This is a genomic window from Streptomyces sp. NPDC003247, assembly GCF_042888135.1.
In the GTDB taxonomy this organism is placed as follows: Bacteria; Actinomycetota; Actinomycetes; order Streptomycetales; family Streptomycetaceae; genus Streptomyces.
The window spans coordinates 94,328-111,878 of record NZ_JBIAPF010000008.1 but is presented as its reverse complement, the minus strand read 5'-3'; the positions used below and the strand labels follow the sequence as shown (position 1 = coordinate 111,878).

Below are 17,551 nucleotides of genomic sequence, written 5' to 3'. Positions count from 1 at the left end.
CCGGGCGCACCCGATGCTGCCGGGCCGGGGTCGGGGGCCGGGCGCCGATCGCCGCCGACCTCCTCCGCACCCACGCCCCGCGGCAGCCCGCGGCAGCGGCCGGACGGCCCGCGTCCGGCCCCGCTCCGCACCCCGCGGCGTCCGCCTGATGGACCGGCGGCCGGGTCCGGGTCGTGGACGTGGGAGGATCGGAGGTGGCGGACGTGGGTCGCGCACCCGGTCACGCCGTTGCCGTACGCGAGGACACGCGTACGCAGGGCAGTACCAGGCGCGAGCACTGAGGAGCACCGTTGAGCAGGTTGCGCTGGCTGACCGCGGGGGAGTCCCACGGTCCCGCACTCGTGGCGACGCTGGAGGGCCTCCCGGCCGGCGTGCCGATCACCACGGAGATGGTCGCGGACCATCTGGCGAGGCGCCGGCTCGGCTATGGGCGCGGTGCCCGGATGAAGTTCGAGCGGGACGAGGTCACCTTCCTCGGCGGTGTCCGCCACGGCCTGACCCTCGGTTCCCCGGTCGCGGTGATGGTGGGCAACACCGAGTGGCCGAAGTGGGAGCAGGTGATGGCGGCCGACCCGGTCGACCCGGAGGTGCTGGCGGGGTCCGCGCGCAACGCGCCGCTGACCCGCCCGCGCCCGGGCCACGCCGACCTGGCCGGCATGCAGAAGTACGGCTTCGACGAGGCCCGCCCGATCCTGGAGCGCGCCTCCGCGCGCGAGACGGCCGCCCGGGTGGCGCTGGGCGCGGTGGCCCGGTCGTACCTGAAGGAGACGGCCGGCATCGAGATCGTCTCCCACGTGGTGGAGCTGGCGGCGGCGAAGGCGCCGTACGGTGTCTACCCGACGCCCGCGGACGTGGAGCGGCTGGACGCGGACCCGGTGCGGTGTCTGGACGCGGACGCGTCGAAGGCGATGGTCGCGGAGATCGACCAGGCGCACAGGGACGGTGACACCCTCGGGGGTGTGGTGGAGGTGCTGGCGTACGGGGTGCCGGTGGGTCTGGGCTCGCACGTGCACTGGGACCGCAAGCTGGACGCGCGGCTGGCGGGCGCCCTGATGGGCATCCAGGCGATCAAGGGCGTGGAGATCGGTGACGGTTTCGAGCTGGCCCGGGTGCCGGGCTCGAAGGCGCACGACGAGATCGTCAGCACGCCGGAGGGGATCCGCCGGGCGACCGGCCGGTCGGGTGGCACCGAGGGCGGTCTGTCCACGGGTGAGCTGCTGCGGGTGCGTGCGGCGATGAAGCCGATCGCGACCGTGCCGCGTGCCCTGCGGACCGTGGACGTGGCGACCGGCGAGGCGACGCAGGCCCATCACCAGCGTTCGGACGTGTGCGCGGTGCCGGCGGCGGGGATCGTGGCGGAGGCGATGGTGGCGCTGGTCCTCGCGGACGCGGTCGCGGAGAAGTTCGGCGGCGACAGCGTCGCCGAGACCCGCCGCAACGTGCGCTCCTACCTCGACCACCTCCCCGTCCGATGAGCGGGCCGCTGGTCGTCCTGGTCGGGCCGATGGGCGTCGGCAAGTCCACCGTCGGGCAGCAGCTCGCCGAACAGCTGAAGGTCACCTACCGGGACACCGACGACGACATCGTCGCCGAGCAGGGCCGCACCATCGCCGACATCTTCGTCGAGGAGGGCGAGCCCGCCTTCCGCGCCGTCGAGAAGGCCGCCGTGCACCGCGCGCTCGCCGAGCACGACGGTGTCCTGGCGCTCGGCGGCGGCTCGGTCCTGGACGCGGACACCCGCGCCCTGCTGTCCGGGCTGCGGGTGGTCTACCTGTCGATGGACGTCGAGGAAGCCGTGCGGCGCACCGGCCTCAACGCGGCCCGGCCGCTGCTCGCGGTCAACCCGCGCCGGCAGTGGCGCGAGCTGATGGAGGCGCGGCGGCACCTGTACGAAGAGGTCGCCACGGCCGTCGTGGCGACGGACGGCCGCACCCCCGACGAGGTCACCCGAGCCGCCCTGGACGCCCTGGAGTTGAAGGAAGCATGAGTGAGGAAGTGACACGGATCCGGGTCGGCGGCAGCGCGGGCTCCGAGCCGTACGAGGTGCTCATCGGCCGCCGGCTCCTCGGTGAGCTCGGCGGGCTGATCGGGGACCGCGCCCGGCGGGTCGCGGTCATCCACCCGGAGGCGCTCGCCGAGACCGGTGACGCGCTCCGCGCCGACCTGGCCGGGCAGGGCTACGAGGCCGTCGCCATCCAGGTGCCCAACGCCGAGGAGGCGAAGACCGCCGAGGTCGCCGCCTACTGCTGGAAGGCGCTCGGCCAGTCCGGGTTCACGCGGACCGACGTCGTGGTGGGCGTCGGCGGCGGCTCGACGACCGACCTGGCCGGGTTCGTGGCCGCCACCTGGCTGCGCGGGGTGCGCTGGATCGCCGTCCCGACGACGGTGCTGGCCATGGTCGACGCCGCCGTCGGCGGCAAGACCGGCATCAACACCGCCGAGGGCAAGAACCTCGTCGGTTCCTTCCACCCCCCGGCCGGCGTGCTGTGCGACCTGGCCGCGCTGGACTCCCTCCCGGTCAACGACTACGTCTCCGGGCTCGCGGAGATCATCAAGGCCGGCTTCATCGCCGACCCGGCGATCCTCGACCTCATCGAGTCCGACCCCGAGGCCGCCCGCACCCCGGCCGGCCCGCACACCGCCGAGCTGATCCGGCGGTCCATCCAGGTCAAGGCGGACGTCGTCTCCTCCGACCTGAAGGAGTCGGGCCTGCGGGAGATCCTCAACTACGGCCACACCCTGGCCCACGCCATCGAGAAGAACGAGCGGTACAAGTGGCGCCACGGCGCCGCCGTCTCGGTCGGCATGCACTTCGCCGCCGAACTCGGCCGCCTGGCCGGCCGGCTGGACGACGCCACCGCCGACCGCCACCGCACGATCCTGGAATCGGTCGGACTGCCGCTGCACTACCGCCACGACCAGTGGCCCAGGCTGCTGGAGACCATGAAGGTCGACAAGAAGTCCCGCGGCGACCTCCTGCGCTTCATCGTCCTCGACGGCCTGGCCAAACCGACCGTCCTGGAGGGCCCGGACCCGGCGGTCCTGCTCGCCGCGTACGGCGAAGTGGGCGAGTAGGAAACCCTCCGGGTCCGCGGGCTTCGCACTTCTCCGGGTCCGCGGGCACCGAGTTCCTCTGGGTCTGCGGGCACCGAGTTCCTCCGAGTCCGCGGACCACGCCTCCGCCCGATCCGCTTTCTCCGCCGGGCACTTCGGACCGCCCCCGGCCGTTTCACCAAACGGCGGCCGGGGGCGGTACCGTTCAGTGCCGGCGGGGGTCAGCGCCCCCGCCGCCGGCGTCCATCGCCCGCGGCGAGCGAGCCGAAGGGGCCGTGGCGCTCCGGAGGCGAACCGAGCCCGAGAAGAACGAGACGGAGTGGCACCGGATGCAGCACGCAGTGGGTTCTCCGCTGCCGCCGCCCCACCAGCCGGGGCACGGACCGGCCGTCGGCTGGTCACCGGCCGCACAGCACCCGGGTCCGCAGCGGCCCGGCGGCACCCCCCAGCAGAGCGCCCCCGTGCCTCCGCCGCATCGGGCACCGGGCTTCACCGGAGCGCCCCCCTCGGGCCCGGTCCCGCCCGCTCCCCGGCCGCCGGTCCCTCCCGTGCCCCACCCCCCGGCCCCGCAGCACGCCCCCGCCCCGCCGGTCCCCGACACCACCGGACACGTCCCGCTGCCCCCCGGCGGCCCCGTCCCCACGCCCAGCGCGCCCCCCGCCCCGACCGGGCCCGACCCGGCGGCCACCACCCTCGCGGTGCTGCTGATCGGCCCCGCGGGCGCCGGGAAGACGAGCGTCGCCAAGTTCTGGGCCGACCACCGCCGGGTGCCCACCGCCCACATCAGCCTCGACGACGTGCGCGAATGGGTCCGCTCCGGCTTCGCCGACCCACAGCGCGGCTGGAACGACAACTCCGAGGCCCAGTACCGCCTGGCCCGCCGCACCTGCGGCTTCGCCGCCCGCAACTTCCTGGCCAACGGCATCTCCTGCATCCTCGACGACGCGATCTTCCCCGACCGCCCGGCCGTCGGCCTCGGCGGCTGGAAGCGCCATGTGGGCCCCGGCCTGCTCCCGGTCGTGCTCCTGCCCGGCCTGGAGGTCGTCCTGGAGCGCAACGCCGAACGCTCCGGCAACCGCCGCCTCACCGACGAGGAGGTCGCCCGCATCCACGGCCGCATGGCCGGCTGGTACGGCTCCGGCCTGCCGATCATCGACAACTCCCAGCTCGACGTTCCCTCGACGGCGCGGATCCTGGACGACGTCCTCGCGCGGGCGATCGCCAGCCCGCCCAAGTGGTGACCGGAACCGCGCCCCCGCCACCCCACTCGGCGGCTCCCAACCGGCACAATCCGGTCACCGCTCCTACGCTCGACTCATGTCAGAGGTCTACGCGTCCCGCCGAACCCGCCTTCGGGAGCGCTGCAACGCGTCCGGCAACGCGGCAGCGCTCGTCACCCGTCCCGCCAACGTCCGGTACCTCACGGGCGCCGCGCCCCGCAGCGCCGTCCTGCTGCTGGGCGAACGCGAGGACCTGCTGGTCTGCTCGGGCCCGGTCGAGGACCGGCCGGGCGACGGCCGGCCCGACGAAGCACTGAGGGTGCACACCCTCCCGAGAGCCGGCGGTGACCCCGCGGTGGCCGCCGCCGGCCTCTGCGCGGACCAGGGTGCCGACTCCCTCGCCGCCGAGGAGCACCACCTCACGGTGGCGCGCCACCGCGCCCTGCACTCGGTCGCCCCCCGGCTGCGCCTCGCCGACCTCGGAGGCGCGGTCGAACAGCTCAGGGTCGTCAAGGACGAGGAGGAGATCTCCTGCCTGCGCATCGGCGCCGAGATCGCCGACCAGGCCCTCGGGGAACTGCTCGAGTCCATCCTCGTCGGCCGCACCGAACGCCACCTCGCCCTCGAACTGGAACGCCGTCTCGTCGACCACGGCGCGGACGGGCCCGCGTTCCCCACCTCCGTGGGCACCGGCCCGCACTCCGGCCGGCGCGGCCACCGGCCCACCGACCGGCGCGTGGAGGAGGGCGACTTCCTCTCCGTCTGCCTGGGCGCGGTCTACCGGGGCTACCGCTGCGAGATCGGCCGCACCTTCGTCATCGGCACCTCCCCGGCGGACTGGCAGGTCGAGCTGTACGACCTCGTCTTCGCCGCCCAGCGGGCCGGCCGCGAGAGCCTCGCGCCCGGTGTCGCCTACCGTGACGTGGACCGTGCCGCGCGCCAGGTGCTGGACGCCGCGGGGTACACGGAAGGCCTGCCGGTGATGACCGGGCACGGTGTCGGACTCGAAATCGACGAGGACCCGCAGCTGGCCCCCGCGGCCATGGGTAAACTGGACGCTTGCGTGCCGGTCACCGTCGAACCGGGGGTTCACCTCCCGGGCCGGGGCGGTGTCCGGATCGATGACACGCTCGTCGTGCGCCCCGAGGCGGACGGCGGACCCGAGCTACTCACCATCACGACCAAGGAGCTGCTCGCGCTCTAGCCTCGAGCTGTGCGCCCGCCCCGGGTCGTCCACGTCAGTCCAGGAGATTCCGCAACCGTGGCTTCCACGAACGACCTCAAGAACGGCCTGGTGCTCAAGCTCGAAGGCGGCCAGCTCTGGTCCGTCGTCGAGTTCCAGCACGTCAAGCCCGGCAAGGGCCCCGCCTTCGTGCGCACCAAGCTCAAGAACGTGCTGTCCGGCAAGGTGGTCGACAAGACCTTCAACGCCGGCGTCAAGGTCGAGACGGCCACTGTCGACAAGCGCGACATGCAGTTCTCGTACATGGACGGCGAGTACTTCGTCTTCATGGACATGGAGACCTACGACCAGCTCATGGTCGACCGCAAGGCCGTGGGCGACGCCGCCAACTTCCTGATCGAGGGCTTCACGGCCACCGTCGCGCAGCACGAGGGCGAGGTGCTCTTCGTCGAGCTCCCGGCCGCCGTCGAGCTCGTCGTCGAGGAGACCGAGCCGGGCCTCCAGGGCGACCGCTCCACCGGTGGCACCAAGCCCGCCAAGCTGGAGACCGGTCACCAGATCCAGGTCCCGCTCTTCATCACCACCGGTGAGAAGATCAAGGTCGACACCCGCACCAGCGACTACCTCGGCCGGGTGAACAGCTAACCGTGGCCGCCCGCAACACGGCCCGCAAGCGCGCCTTCCAGATCCTCTTCGAGGGCGACCAGCGCGGCGCCGACGTCCTGACGGTCCTCGCGGACTGGATCCGGCTCTCCCGGGCCGACACCCGGCAGCCGCCGGTGAGCGAGTACACGATGCAGCTGGTCGAGGGCTACGCGGAGCACGCGAAGCGCATCGACGAGCTGATCGCCCAGTACTCGGTGGGCTGGACGCTGGACCGGATGCCGGTCGTCGACCGCAACATCCTGCGGCTCGGCGCCCACGAGCTGATCTGGGTGGACGAGACCCCGGATGCCGTCGTCCTCGACGAGATGGTGCAGCTGGCGAAGGAGTTCTCCACGGACGAGTCGCCCTCGTTCGTCAACGGCCTGCTCGGCCGGCTCAAGGAGCTCAAGCCCTCGCTGCGGCGCGACGAGGCGTAGCGCGCGGTACGGCCCGCTACCGGAGGGCCCGCGGACATCCCGTCCGCGGGCCCTCCGGCGTGCGTGCACCGGGAGCACGCCGGGAGCCCCACGCCGGGCGGCGCACCCGGGGCGGGGAGCTCCCGGCTGCACGCACAACGCCGGGGTGGCCGGAACCGTACAGTTCCGGCCACCCCGGCGGCACGTTTCTGCTGAGACGCCCGGCGCTCAGTTCTCCTCGTGGGTGACCGCGCGACGCGCGTCCGCGTCCAGGACGCCCCAGCTGATCAGCTGCTCGGTCAGGACCGACGGCGACTGGTCGTAGATCACGGCGAGCGTGCGCAGGTCGTCCTGGCGGATCGAGAGCACCTTGCCGTTGTAGTCACCGCGCTGCGACTGGATCGTCGCCGCGTACCGCTGGAGGGGACCGGCCTTCTCGACCGGCACGTGGGCCAGCCGCTCCAGGTCCAGGACGAGCTTCGGCGGGGGCTCGGCCGCGCCGCCCGGGGTCGTGCCCGGCAGCAGTTCCTGGACCGGGACGCCGTAGAAGTCGGCCAGCTCCGCAAGACGCTGTACGGTCACGGCACGGTCGCCGCGCTCGTACGAACCGACCACGACCGCCTTCCAGCGTCCCTGGGACTTCTCCTCGACACCGTGGAGGGAAAGGCCCTGCTGGGTGCGGATCGCCCGGAGCTTGGCCCCGAGCTGTTTGGCGTATTCGCTGGACATATGGCTCCCGGCACTGGGTCGACGCGGCCGGAGTGGTTCCCTGCCGCGCGGTTGGTAACTCACTGTGAGGTTACGCAGCGTGATTCTTCTGCGTCAAGCCGAATGGTCCACCCCGACTCTTCCGTGGTATCGATGGCCGGTTGCACCAGGGGGGTGATCAGGGGTGTCGAACCGGCCTGATACCGTGGATGGCGCAATTCCGACGTCCTTTAAGGTCCGTCCCGTGAGGCGGAGAAGGAGGTCCGTTTCTTATGGACAAGCAGGACACCCGGCCCGAGTCGCAGCGCTCCGACGCGCGGCCCGTGCTCGAAGCCCCCGACATCGCGCGGGTGCTGACCCGCATCGCCCACGAGATCGTCGAACGCGCCAAGGGCGCCGACGACGTGGTGCTCCTCGGCATCCCCACCAGGGGCGTCTTCCTCGCCCGCAGGCTGGCCGGCAAGCTGGAGCAGATCACCGACCGCGCCGTCCCGGTCGGCTCCCTCGACATCACCATGTACCGCGACGACCTGCGCATGCACCCGCCGCGTGCGCTGGCCCGCACCGAGATCCCCGGTGACGGCCTCGACGGCAAGCTGGTCGTCCTCGTCGACGACGTGCTCTTCTCCGGCCGCACCATCCGCGCCGCCCTCGACGCCCTGAACGACATCGGGCGCCCGCGCGCGGTGCAGCTCGCGGTCCTGGTCGACAGAGGCCACCGCGAACTGCCCATCCGCGCCGACTACGTCGGCAAGAACCTCCCCACGTCGCTGCGGGAGACGGTCAAGGTCCAGCTCGCCGAGGAGGACGGTCGCGACACCGTGCTGCTCGGTACGAAGCGGACCACCCCGGGCGCGCAGCACTAGCGGTCCGGCGTACGCCCACGCGTGCGTGCCCCTGTGCACCCGCATGCCCGAAAACTCCCGAAAGTCTTACGGAGCCTGACAGATGCAGCGTCATCTCATCTCGGCCGCCGACCTCACCCGCGACGACGCCGTCCACGTCCTCGACACCGCGGAGGAGATGGCCAGGGTCGCCGACCGGCCCATCAAGAAGCTGCCGACCCTGCGAGGCCGCACGGTCGTCAACCTCTTCTTCGAGGACTCCACGCGCACCCGGATCTCCTTCGAGGCGGCCGAGAAGCGCCTGTCCGCGGACGTGATCAACTTCTCCGCCAAGGGGTCCAGCGTCTCCAAGGGCGAGTCCCTGAAGGACACCGCCCAGACCCTGGAGGCGATGGGCGTCGACGCCGTCGTCATCCGGCACGGCGCCTCCGGAGCCCCCTACCGCCTGGCCAACTCCGGCTGGATCGACGCCGCCGTCATCAACGCCGGCGACGGCACCCACCAGCACCCCACCCAGGCCCTGCTCGACGCCTTCACCATGCGCCGCCGGCTCGTCGGCCGGGACGCAGGGATCGGCCAGGACCTGTCCGGCCGGCGCATCACCATCGTCGGGGACGTCCTGCACAGCCGGGTCGCCCGCTCCAACGTCGACCTGCTGCACACCCTCGGCGCCGAGGTCACCCTCGTCGCCCCGCCCACCCTGGTGCCGGTCGGCGTCGAGACCTGGCCCTGCGCGGTCTCGTACGATCTCGACAGCACGCTGGCCAAGTCCGACGCGGTGATGATGCTGCGCGTGCAGCGCGAGCGGATGAACGCCGCGTTCTTCCCGACCGAGCGCGAGTACTCGCGCCGCTACGGCCTCGACGGCGACCGGATGGCACGGATGCCCGAGCACGCCATCGTGATGCACCCCGGGCCGATGGTCCGCGGCATGGAGATCACCGCCGAGGTCGCCGACTCCGACCGCTGCACCGTCGTCGAGCAGGTCGCCAACGGCGTGGCCGTCCGCATGGCCGTCCTCTACCTGCTCCTGGGCGGGAACGAACCCGCCGTCCGCCACACCCGTACCACCGGTCCCACCGAGGAGAAGTAAGCGACCATGAGCAAGATCCTGATCCGTGGTGCGAAGGTGCTCGGGGGCGAGCCGCAGGACGTCCTGATCGACGGCGAGGTCATCGAGGCCGTCGGCGCCGGGCTGGACGCCGACGGCGCCCAGGTCGTCGAGGCCGACGGCAAGGTGCTGCTGCCCGGCCTCGTCGACCTGCACACCCATCTGCGCGAGCCGGGCCGCGAGGACTCCGAGACCGTCCTGACCGGCACCCGGGCGGCCGCCTCCGGCGGTTACACGGCCGTGTTCGCCATGGCCAACACCTTCCCCGTGGCCGACACGGCCGGTGTCGTCGAGCAGGTCTACCGGCTCGGCCGGGAGCACGGCTACTGCGACGTGCAGCCCATCGGCGCCGTCACCGTCGGCCTGGAGGGCAGCAAGCTCGCCGAGCTGGGCGCCATGCACGAGTCGGCGGCCGGCGTCACCGTCTTCTCCGACGACGGCAAGTGCGTCCACGACGCCGTGATCATGCGGCGGGCGCTGGAGTACGTGAAGGCCTTCGACGGCGTCGTCGCCCAGCACGCGCAGGAGCCCCGGCTGACCGAGGGCGCCCAGATGAACGAGGGCGTCGTCTCCTCCGAGCTGGGCCTGGGCGGCTGGCCCGCGGTGGCCGAGGAATCGATCATCGCCCGGGACGTCCTGCTCGCCGAGCACGTCGGCTCCCGCGTCCACATCTGCCACCTGTCCACCGCGGGCTCGGTCGAGATCGTGCGCTGGGCGAAGTCCCGCGGCATCCGGGTCACCGCCGAGGTCACCCCGCACCACCTGCTCCTCACCGACGAGCTGGTGCGCACCTACAACCCGGTCTACAAGGTCAACCCGCCGCTGCGCACCGAGCGCGACGTGCACGCCCTGCGCGAGGCGCTCGCCGACGGCACGATCGACATCGTCGCCACCGACCACGCCCCGCACCCGCACGAGGACAAGGACTGCGAGTGGGCCGCAGCCGCCATGGGCATGGTCGGCCTGGAGACCGCGCTGTCGGTGGTCCAGGAGACGATGGTGGAGACCGGGCTCCTCGACTGGGCCGGGGTCGCCGACCGCATGTCCGTCACGCCGGCCCGGATCGGGCAGGCGCAGGGCCATGGGCGTCCCGTCTCGGCTGGTGAGCCCGCCAACCTCACGCTCGTCGACACGGCATACCGTGGGTCGGTGGACCCCGCGGGCTTCGCCTCGCGCAGCCGGAACACCCCGTACGAGGGGCGTGAGCTGCCGGGCCGTGTGACGCACACGTGGCTCCGGGGCAAGGCCACGCTCGTCGACGGGAAACTCACGTGACACCTGTAATCCTGCTCGCGGCCGAGAAGGAATCGGCCGAAGTGACCGACTGGGCCGCCCGGATCGGCTGGGTCGTCGGCCTCGCCCTGTTCGTCGCGCTCGTGTACTGGCTGATGCGCGAGGGCTGGAAGTGGCGCGGCACCCTCCAGGGCGACCTGCCGCCCCTGTCCACCGCGCCGGACGACCCCGGCCCGGCGAGACTGAGCATGAGCGGCCGCTACCACGGCTCCACCACCGCCGGGCAGTGGCTCGACCGCATCGTGGCGCACGGCCTGGGCACCCGCAGCCGGGTGGAGCTCACCCTGACGGACGCGGGCCTGGACGTCGTACGCCCCGGCGCGACCGACTTCTTCGTCCCGGCCGGCGCGCTGCGCGAGGCCGTGCTCGGCAAGGGCATCGCCGGCAAGGTCCTCACCGAGGGCGGACTGCTCGTGGTGACCTGGGCACACGGCGACAAGCTGATCGACTCCGGCTTCCGCTCCGACACCGCCGCCGAGCACAACGAGTGGGTCGACACCATCAACGCAATGATCAAAAAGACGGAAACTCAGACGGAAACGGAAGGCGCGCGATGACGACCTCCACCAGGGGAACCGCCAAGGCTCCCGCCGTACTCGTCCTGGAGGACGGCCGTGTCTTCCGCGGCCGTGCCTACGGGGCCGTGGGGGAGACCTTCGGCGAAGCGGTGTTCTCCACCGGCATGACCGGCTACCAGGAGACCCTCACCGACCCGTCGTACGACCGGCAGATCGTCGTCGCGACCGCCCCGCAGATCGGCAACACCGGCTGGAACGACGAGGACGACGAGTCCCGGCGCATCTGGGTCTCCGGCTACGTCGTGCGCGACCCCGCGCGCGTGCCCTCGAACTGGCGCTCCCGGCGGTCGCTCGACGACGAACTGGTCCGGCAGGACGTCGTCGGCATCTCCGGCATCGACACCCGCGCCCTCACCCGCCACCTGCGCGAGCGCGGCTCCATGCGGGCCGGGATCTTCTCCGGCCAGGCCGTCGCCCCCGACGCGGACCTCGTGGCGCGGGTGCAGGCGCAGCCGCACATGAAGGGCGCCAGCCTCTACGAGGAGGTCGCCACCCAGGATGCGTACGTCGTCCCCGCGGTCGGCGAGAAGCGCTTCACGGTCGCCGCGATCGACCTCGGCATCAAGGGCATGACCCCGCACCGCATGGCCGAGCGCGGCATCGAGGTGCACGTGCTGCCCGCGACGGCCTCCGCGGACGACGTCTACGCCGTCGCCCCCGACGGCGTGTTCTTCTCCAACGGCCCCGGCGACCCGGCCACGGCCGACGGACCGGTCGCGCTGATGAGCGAGGTGCTCCGGCGCAGGACGCCCCTGTTCGGGATCTGCTTCGGCAACCAGATCCTCGGCCGCGCCCTCGGCTTCGGCACCTACAAGCTGAAGTACGGCCACCGCGGCATCAACCAGCCGGTCCAGGACCGCACGACCGGCAAGGTCGAGGTCACCGCGCACAACCACGGCTTCGCCGTGGACGCGCCGCTCGACCGGGTCAGCGAGACCGAGTTCGGCCGTGCCGAGGTCTCCCACGTCTGCCTCAACGACGACGTCGTGGAGGGACTCCAGCTGCTCGACCAGCCGGCCTTCTCCGTCCAGTACCACCCCGAAGCGGCCGCCGGTCCGCACGACGCCGCCTACCTGTTCGACCGCTTCGTATCCCTGATGGAGGGCCAGCGTGCCTAAGCGCACCGATATCCAGTCCGTCCTGGTCATCGGCTCCGGCCCGATCGTCATCGGCCAGGCCGCCGAGTTCGACTACTCCGGCACCCAGGCGTGCCGCGTCCTGCGCGCCGAGGGGCTCCGGGTCATCCTGGTCAACTCCAACCCGGCGACGATCATGACCGACCCGGAGATCGCCGACGCCACCTACGTCGAGCCGATCACCCCGGAGTTCGTCGAGAAGATCATCGCCAAGGAGCGCCCCGACGCCCTGCTGCCCACCCTGGGCGGTCAGACGGCCCTGAACACCGCCATCTCGCTGCACGAGAACGGCGTCCTGGAGAAGTACGGCGTCGAGCTGATCGGCGCCAACGTCACCGCCATCCACAAGGGCGAGGACCGCGACCAGTTCAAGCTGGTCGTCGAGGAGGTCCGCAAGAAGATCGGGCACGGCGAGTCCGCCCGCTCGGTCATCTGCCACTCCATGGACGACGTCCTCGCCGGCGTCGACGAGCTCGGCGGCTACCCGGTCGTCGTCCGCCCCTCCTTCACCATGGGCGGCGCCGGCTCCGGCTTCGCCCACGACGAGGAGGAACTGCGCCGCATCGCCGGCCAGGGCCTCACGCTCTCCCCGACCACCGAGGTGCTCCTGGAGGAGTCCATCCTCGGCTGGAAGGAGTACGAGCTGGAGCTGATGCGCGACAAGCACGACAACGTCGTGGTCGTCTGCTCCATCGAGAACTTCGACCCCATGGGCGTGCACACCGGCGACTCGATCACCGTCGCGCCCTCGATGACGCTGACCGACCGCGAGTACCAGATCCTGCGCGACATCGGCATCGCCGTCATCCGCGAGGTCGGCGTCGACACCGGCGGCTGCAACATCCAGTTCGCGGTGAACCCCGTCGACGGCCGGGTCATCGTCATCGAGATGAACCCGCGCGTGTCCCGCTCCTCGGCGCTGGCCTCCAAGGCGACCGGCTTCCCCATCGCCAAGATCGCGGCCAAGCTCGCCGTCGGCTACACCCTCGACGAGATCCCCAACGACATCACGCAGGAGACCCCGGCCTCCTTCGAGCCCACGCTCGACTACGTGGTCGTGAAGGCCCCCCGCTTCGCCTTCGAGAAGTTCCCGAGCGCCGACTCCACGCTGACGACGACCATGAAGTCGGTCGGCGAGGCCATGGCCATCGGCCGCAACTTCACCGAGGCCTTCCAGAAGGCGATGCGCTCGCTGGAGAAGAAGGGCAGCCAGTTCACCTTCGTCGGCGAGACCGGTGACAAGGAGGAGCTGCTGCGCGAGGCGGTGCGCCCCACCGACGGCCGGATCAACACCGTCATGCAGGCGATCCGCGCGGGCGCCACCCCGGAGGAGGTCTTCGAGTACACGAAGATCGACCCCTGGTTCGTCGACCAGCTCTTCCTCATCAAGGAGATCGCGGACGACCTCGCCGGGGCGCCGGAGCTCACCTCCGAGCTGCTCGCCGAGGCCAAGCGGCACGGCTTCTCCGACCAGCAGATCGCCGAGATCCGCGGGCTGCGCGAGGACGTCGTGCGCGAGGTGCGGCACGCGCTGGGCATCCGCCCGGTCTACAAGACGGTCGACACCTGCGCCGCCGAGTTCGCCGCGAAGACGCCGTACTTCTACTCCTCCTACGACGAGGAGAGCGAGGTCGCGCCGCGCGAGAAGCCGGCCGTCATCATCCTGGGCTCCGGCCCCAACCGCATCGGCCAGGGCATCGAGTTCGACTACTCCTGCGTCCACGCCTCCTTCGCCCTGTCCGACGCCGGGTACGAGACCGTGATGGTCAACTGCAACCCGGAGACCGTCTCCACGGACTACGACACCTCCGACCGCCTGTACTTCGAGCCGCTGACGCTCGAGGACGTGCTGGAGATCGTCCACGCGGAGTCCCAGGCCGGCCCGATCGCGGGCGTCGTCGTCCAGCTCGGCGGCCAGACCCCGCTGGGCCTGGCGCAGGCGCTGAAGGACAACGGCGTGCCGATCGTCGGCACCCCGCCCGAGGCGATCCACGCGGCCGAGGACCGGGGCGCCTTCGGGCGGGTGCTCGCCGAGGCGGGCCTGCCCGCCCCGAAGCACGGCACGGCCACCACCTTCACCGAGGCCAAGGCCATCGCCGACGAGATCGGCTACCCGGTCCTCGTCCGGCCGTCGTACGTCCTCGGCGGCCGCGGCATGGAGATCGTCTACGACGAGACCCGGCTGTCCGCCTACATCGCCGAGTCGACCGAGATCAGCCCCACCCGGCCGGTCCTCGTCGACCGCTTCCTCGACGACGCCATCGAGATCGACGTCGACGCCCTCTACGACGGCGAGGAGCTGTACCTCGGCGGTGTCATGGAGCACATCGAGGAGGCCGGCATCCACTCCGGCGACTCGGCGTGCGCCCTGCCCCCGATCACCCTCGGCGGCTTCGACATCAAGCGGCTGCGCGCCTCCACGGAGGCCATCGCCAAGGGCGTCGGCGTGCGCGGCCTGATCAACATCCAGTTCGCGATGGCCGGCGACATCCTCTACGTCCTGGAGGCCAACCCGCGCGCGTCCCGCACGGTGCCCTTCACCTCCAAGGCGACGGCGGTGCCGCTGGCCAAGGCCGCCGCCCGCATCTCGCTCGGCGCGACCGTCGCCGAGCTGCGCGGCGAGGGCCTGCTCCCGGCGACCGGCGACGGCGGCGAGCTGCCGCTGGACGCGCCGATCTCGGTCAAGGAGGCCGTGATGCCCTGGAGCCGCTTCCGGGACACCTCCGGGCGCGGCGTCGACACCGTCCTCGGCCCGGAGATGCGCTCCACCGGCGAGGTCATGGGCATCGACTCCGTCTTCGGCACGGCGTACGCCAAGTCGCAGGCGGGCGCCTACGGCCCGCTGCCCACCAAGGGCCGCGCCTTCATCTCGGTCGCCAACCGCGACAAGCGCTCGATGATCTTCCCGGCGCGCGAGCTCGTCGGCCACGGCTTCGAGCTGCTCGCCACCTCCGGCACCGCCGAGGTCCTGCGCCGCAACGGCATCAACGCCACGGTCGTGCGCAAGCAGTCCGAGGGCACCGGCCCGAACGGCGAGAAGACCATCGTCCAGCTGATCCACGACGGCGAGGTCGACCTCATCGTCAACACCCCGTACGGCACCGGCGGCCGCCTCGACGGCTACGAGATCCGCACGGCGGCCGTGGCCCGGTCCGTGCCCTGCCTGACGACGGTCCAGGCGCTCGCCGCCGCCGTCCAGGGCATCGACGCCCTCAACCACGGTGACGTGGGCGTCCGCTCGCTCCAGGAACACGCCGAACACCTGACCGCGGCCCGCGACTAGCCGGCAGCCGACGAGGGGGACACCGGAAACGGTGTCCCCCTCTGTATGAGGACACGCCTTCATGTACAAGTTCTTCTTCCACCTGGTCTTCCGGCGGATGGACCCGGAGAAGGCCCATCACCTGGCCTTCCGCTGGATCCGCCTGGCCGCCCGCGTCCCCGTGCTGCGCGTCTTCGCCGCCGCCGTGCTGGCCCCCCGCCACCGGGAACTGCGCACCGAGGCCTTCGGGCTGCGCATGCACGGTCCCTTCGGGCTCGCCGCCGGCTTCGACAAGAACGCCGTCGCGATCGACGGGATGTCCATGCTGGGCTTCGACCACGTCGAGATCGGCACGGTGACGGGGGAGGCGCAGCCGGGCAACCCCAGGAAGCGGCTGTTCCGCCTCGTCGACGACCGGGCGCTGATCAACCGCATGGGCTTCAACAACGAGGGGTCGCTGGCCGTCGCCGCCCGCCTGGCGTCCCGCGAGCCCGTCTTCAGGACCGTCGTCGGCGTCAACATCGGCAAGACCAAGGCCGTCCCCGAGGCCGAGGCCGTCGCCGACTACGTGAAGTCGACCGAGCGGCTCGCGCCGTACGCCGACTACCTGGTCGTGAACGTCTCCTCGCCGAACACGCCCGGTCTGCGCAACCTCCAGGCGACCGAGGCGCTGCGCCCCCTGCTCGGCGCCGTCCGCGAGGCCGCCGACCGCACGGTCGTCGACCGCCGGGTCCCGCTGCTGGTGAAGATCGCGCCGGACCTCGCCGACGAGGACGTGGACGCGGTCGCCGACCTGGCCGTCGAACTCGGCCTGGACGGGATCATCGCCACGAACACCACCATCGCGCGGGACGGGCTCGGTCTGACGTCCGACCCCGCGCTGGTGAAGGAGACGGGCGGGCTGTCCGGCGCCCCGCTCAAGACGCGCTCCCTGGAGGTCCTGCGCCGCCTCTACGCGCGCGTGGGCGACCGCGTCACCCTGGTGGGCGTCGGCGGCATCGAGAACGCCGAGGACGCCTGGCAGCGCATCCTCGCCGGCGCCACGCTCGTCCAGGGCTACAGCGCCTTCATCTACGAGGGGCCCTTCTGGGGCCGCGCCGTCCACAAGGGGCTCGCGGCACGGCTGCGCCAGAGCCCGTACGCCACGCTGGCCGACGCGGTCGGCGCCGACGTGAGGAGCACCGCATGACCCTGGAACCCTTCGGCGCGCGCCTGCGCCGGGCCATGGACGAGCGCGGACCGCTCTGCGTCGGGATCGACCCGCACGCGTCCCTGCTCGCCGAGTGGGGGCTCGGCGACGACGTCGCCGGGCTGGAGCGGTTCGGCCGGACCGTCGTCGAGGCACTGGCCGACCGGGTCGCCGTCATGAAGCCGCAGAGCGCCTTCTTCGAACGCTTCGGCTCCCGCGGCGTCGCCGTCCTGGAGCGGGTCGTCCAGGAGGCGCGCTCGGCCGGGACCCTGGTCGTGATGGACGCCAAGCGCGGCGACATCGGCTCGACCATGGCCGGGTACGCCGAGGCCTACCTGCGCGAGGACGCCCCGCTGTTCTCCGACGCCCTCACCGTCTCGCCCTACCTCGGCTACGGCTCCCTGAGCCCCGCCGTCGCCCTCGCGCGCGAGAGCGGCACCGGTCTCTTCGTGCTCGCCCTGACGTCGAACCCCGAGGGCGGCGAGGTCCAGCACGCGGTGCGCGCGGACGGCCGCAGCGTCGGCGCGACGATGCTGGGGCACCTGGCCGCCGAGAACGAGGGCGAGGAGCCGCTCGGCTCCTTCGGGGCGGTCGTCGGCGCCACGGTCGGCGACCTGTCCTCGTACGACCTCGCCGTCAACGGCCCGCTGCTCGCCCCCGGCATCGGGGCGCAGGGGGCGACCGCGGCGGATCTGCCCCGGGTCTTCGGGGCCGCGGTGCGCAACGTCGTGCCGAACGTGAGCCGCGGAGTGTTGCGCCACGGTCCCGACGCGGTCGCTCTGCGTGACGCCGCGGACCGGTTCGCCGACGAGGTCAGGACCGCCGTGGCGGCCGTCTGAGCGCCGACAGCCGCCCGACCGGGGATTCGGCCGGGCGGCCGGGGCCGGTTTTGAGCCTGGATACATTCTCAA

At 72.1% G+C, this 17,551-nt stretch carries 16 protein-coding genes; 15 read left to right on the top strand and 1 reads right to left on the bottom strand.

All coding sequences use genetic code 11. The features are described 5' to 3' along the window. Positions 1-290 precede the first annotated feature (290 nt). From aroC to nusB, 7 genes are all read left to right on the top strand, one after another. A complete protein-coding gene (gene aroC / locus ACFYWQ_RS26725; protein WP_389519597.1) occupies positions 291-1,475 on the top strand; it encodes a chorismate synthase in 1,185 nt (394 codons plus the stop codon). Beyond that, positions 1,472-1,987, top strand: a complete 516-nt coding sequence (locus ACFYWQ_RS26720; RefSeq protein WP_389519595.1) for a shikimate kinase — start codon at positions 1,472-1,474, stop codon at positions 1,985-1,987. Before aroC ends, ACFYWQ_RS26720 begins: the two co-directional genes overlap by 4 nt. Further along, a complete protein-coding gene (gene aroB / locus ACFYWQ_RS26715) occupies positions 1,984-3,075 on the top strand; it encodes a 3-dehydroquinate synthase (protein WP_389519593.1) in 1,092 nt (363 codons plus the stop codon). Before ACFYWQ_RS26720 ends, aroB begins: the two co-directional genes overlap by 4 nt. 308 nt (positions 3,076-3,383) lie before the next feature. Beyond that, positions 3,384-4,295, top strand: coding sequence for a Pro-rich N-terminal domain-containing protein (locus tag ACFYWQ_RS26710; RefSeq protein ID WP_389519591.1), 912 nt, complete (start codon positions 3,384-3,386; stop codon positions 4,293-4,295). Between the two features lie 76 nt (positions 4,296-4,371). After that, on the top strand, positions 4,372-5,478 hold the full coding sequence (locus tag ACFYWQ_RS26705; RefSeq protein ID WP_389519589.1) for an aminopeptidase P family protein: 1,107 nt from the start codon (positions 4,372-4,374) through the stop codon (positions 5,476-5,478). A 57-nt stretch (positions 5,479-5,535) separates the two neighbouring features. Beyond that, positions 5,536-6,102: an elongation factor P gene (gene efp, locus ACFYWQ_RS26700; protein ID WP_389519587.1), complete on the top strand. Its 567-nt coding sequence runs from the start codon at positions 5,536-5,538 to the stop codon at positions 6,100-6,102. 2 nt (positions 6,103-6,104) lie between these two features. Further along, a complete protein-coding gene (gene nusB, locus ACFYWQ_RS26695; RefSeq protein ID WP_389519584.1) occupies positions 6,105-6,539 on the top strand; it encodes a transcription antitermination factor NusB in 435 nt (144 codons plus the stop codon). A 207-nt stretch (positions 6,540-6,746) separates the two neighbouring features. On the opposite strand, the gene bldD is transcribed toward nusB, so the two are convergent. Then, positions 6,747-7,247 carry a transcriptional regulator BldD gene (bldD, locus tag ACFYWQ_RS26690; RefSeq protein WP_385067049.1) on the bottom strand — a complete coding sequence of 167 codons (501 nt, stop codon included), beginning with the start codon at positions 7,245-7,247 and terminating at the stop codon, positions 6,747-6,749. A 251-nt stretch (positions 7,248-7,498) separates the two neighbouring features. On the opposite strand from bldD, the gene pyrR reads away from it, so the two are divergent. From pyrR to pyrF, 8 genes are all read left to right on the top strand, one after another. Beyond that, positions 7,499-8,092 carry a bifunctional pyr operon transcriptional regulator/uracil phosphoribosyltransferase PyrR gene (gene pyrR, locus ACFYWQ_RS26685; protein ID WP_389519582.1) on the top strand — a complete coding sequence of 198 codons (594 nt, stop codon included), beginning with the start codon at positions 7,499-7,501 and terminating at the stop codon, positions 8,090-8,092. An 82-nt stretch (positions 8,093-8,174) separates the two neighbouring features. Continuing rightward, complete coding sequence (locus tag ACFYWQ_RS26680) at positions 8,175-9,164, top strand: aspartate carbamoyltransferase catalytic subunit (protein WP_389519580.1); 990 nt, start codon at positions 8,175-8,177, stop codon at positions 9,162-9,164. Positions 9,165-9,170: 6 nt separating this feature from the next. Beyond that, positions 9,171-10,457 (top strand): dihydroorotase, encoded by a 1,287-nt coding sequence (locus ACFYWQ_RS26675; RefSeq protein WP_389519578.1) that lies wholly within the window; start codon positions 9,171-9,173, stop codon positions 10,455-10,457. Further along, positions 10,454-11,032 carry a hypothetical protein gene (locus ACFYWQ_RS26670; RefSeq protein ID WP_389519576.1) on the top strand — a complete coding sequence of 193 codons (579 nt, stop codon included), beginning with the start codon at positions 10,454-10,456 and terminating at the stop codon, positions 11,030-11,032. The genes ACFYWQ_RS26675 and ACFYWQ_RS26670 overlap by 4 nt, the downstream gene beginning before the upstream one ends. Then, positions 11,029-12,171, top strand: coding sequence for a glutamine-hydrolyzing carbamoyl-phosphate synthase small subunit (gene carA, locus ACFYWQ_RS26665; protein WP_389519573.1), 1,143 nt, complete (start codon positions 11,029-11,031; stop codon positions 12,169-12,171). The genes ACFYWQ_RS26670 and carA overlap by 4 nt, the downstream gene beginning before the upstream one ends. Continuing rightward, on the top strand, positions 12,164-15,472 hold the full coding sequence (carB, locus tag ACFYWQ_RS26660) for a carbamoyl-phosphate synthase large subunit (protein ID WP_389519571.1): 3,309 nt from the start codon (positions 12,164-12,166) through the stop codon (positions 15,470-15,472). The genes carA and carB overlap by 8 nt, the downstream gene beginning before the upstream one ends. Positions 15,473-15,533: 61 nt before the next feature. Beyond that, a complete protein-coding gene (locus ACFYWQ_RS26655; RefSeq protein ID WP_389519569.1) occupies positions 15,534-16,640 on the top strand; it encodes a quinone-dependent dihydroorotate dehydrogenase in 1,107 nt (368 codons plus the stop codon). After that, the gene (gene pyrF / locus ACFYWQ_RS26650; RefSeq protein ID WP_389519567.1) at positions 16,637-17,479 is read left to right on the top strand and encodes an orotidine-5'-phosphate decarboxylase; all 843 of its coding nucleotides are present in this window, start codon (positions 16,637-16,639) and stop codon (positions 17,477-17,479) included. The genes ACFYWQ_RS26655 and pyrF overlap by 4 nt, the downstream gene beginning before the upstream one ends. Positions 17,480-17,551: the final 72 nt, after the last annotated feature.

What these genes read in the sequence shown, in the direction of transcription:
- ACFYWQ_RS26720 (WP_389519595.1), top strand. Translation starts at nt 1,472, where the DNA reads ATGAGCGGGCCGCTGGTCGTCCTGGTCGGGCCGATGGGCGTCGGCAAG.
- aroB (WP_389519593.1), top strand. Translation starts at nt 1,984, where the DNA reads ATGAGTGAGGAAGTGACACGGATCCGGGTCGGCGGCAGCGCGGGCTCC.
- ACFYWQ_RS26710 (WP_389519591.1), top strand. Translation starts at nt 3,384, where the DNA reads ATGCAGCACGCAGTGGGTTCTCCGCTGCCGCCGCCCCACCAGCCGGGG.
- ACFYWQ_RS26705 (WP_389519589.1), top strand. Translation starts at nt 4,372, where the DNA reads ATGTCAGAGGTCTACGCGTCCCGCCGAACCCGCCTTCGGGAGCGCTGC.
- bldD (WP_385067049.1), bottom strand. Translation starts at nt 7,247, where the DNA reads ATGTCCAGCGAATACGCCAAACAGCTCGGGGCCAAGCTCCGGGCGATC.
- pyrR (WP_389519582.1), top strand. Translation starts at nt 7,499, where the DNA reads ATGGACAAGCAGGACACCCGGCCCGAGTCGCAGCGCTCCGACGCGCGG.
- ACFYWQ_RS26680 (WP_389519580.1), top strand. Translation starts at nt 8,175, where the DNA reads ATGCAGCGTCATCTCATCTCGGCCGCCGACCTCACCCGCGACGACGCC.
- ACFYWQ_RS26675 (WP_389519578.1), top strand. Translation starts at nt 9,171, where the DNA reads ATGAGCAAGATCCTGATCCGTGGTGCGAAGGTGCTCGGGGGCGAGCCG.
- carA (WP_389519573.1), top strand. Translation starts at nt 11,029, where the DNA reads ATGACGACCTCCACCAGGGGAACCGCCAAGGCTCCCGCCGTACTCGTC.
- ACFYWQ_RS26655 (WP_389519569.1), top strand. Translation starts at nt 15,534, where the DNA reads ATGTACAAGTTCTTCTTCCACCTGGTCTTCCGGCGGATGGACCCGGAG.
- pyrF (WP_389519567.1), top strand. Translation starts at nt 16,637, where the DNA reads ATGACCCTGGAACCCTTCGGCGCGCGCCTGCGCCGGGCCATGGACGAG.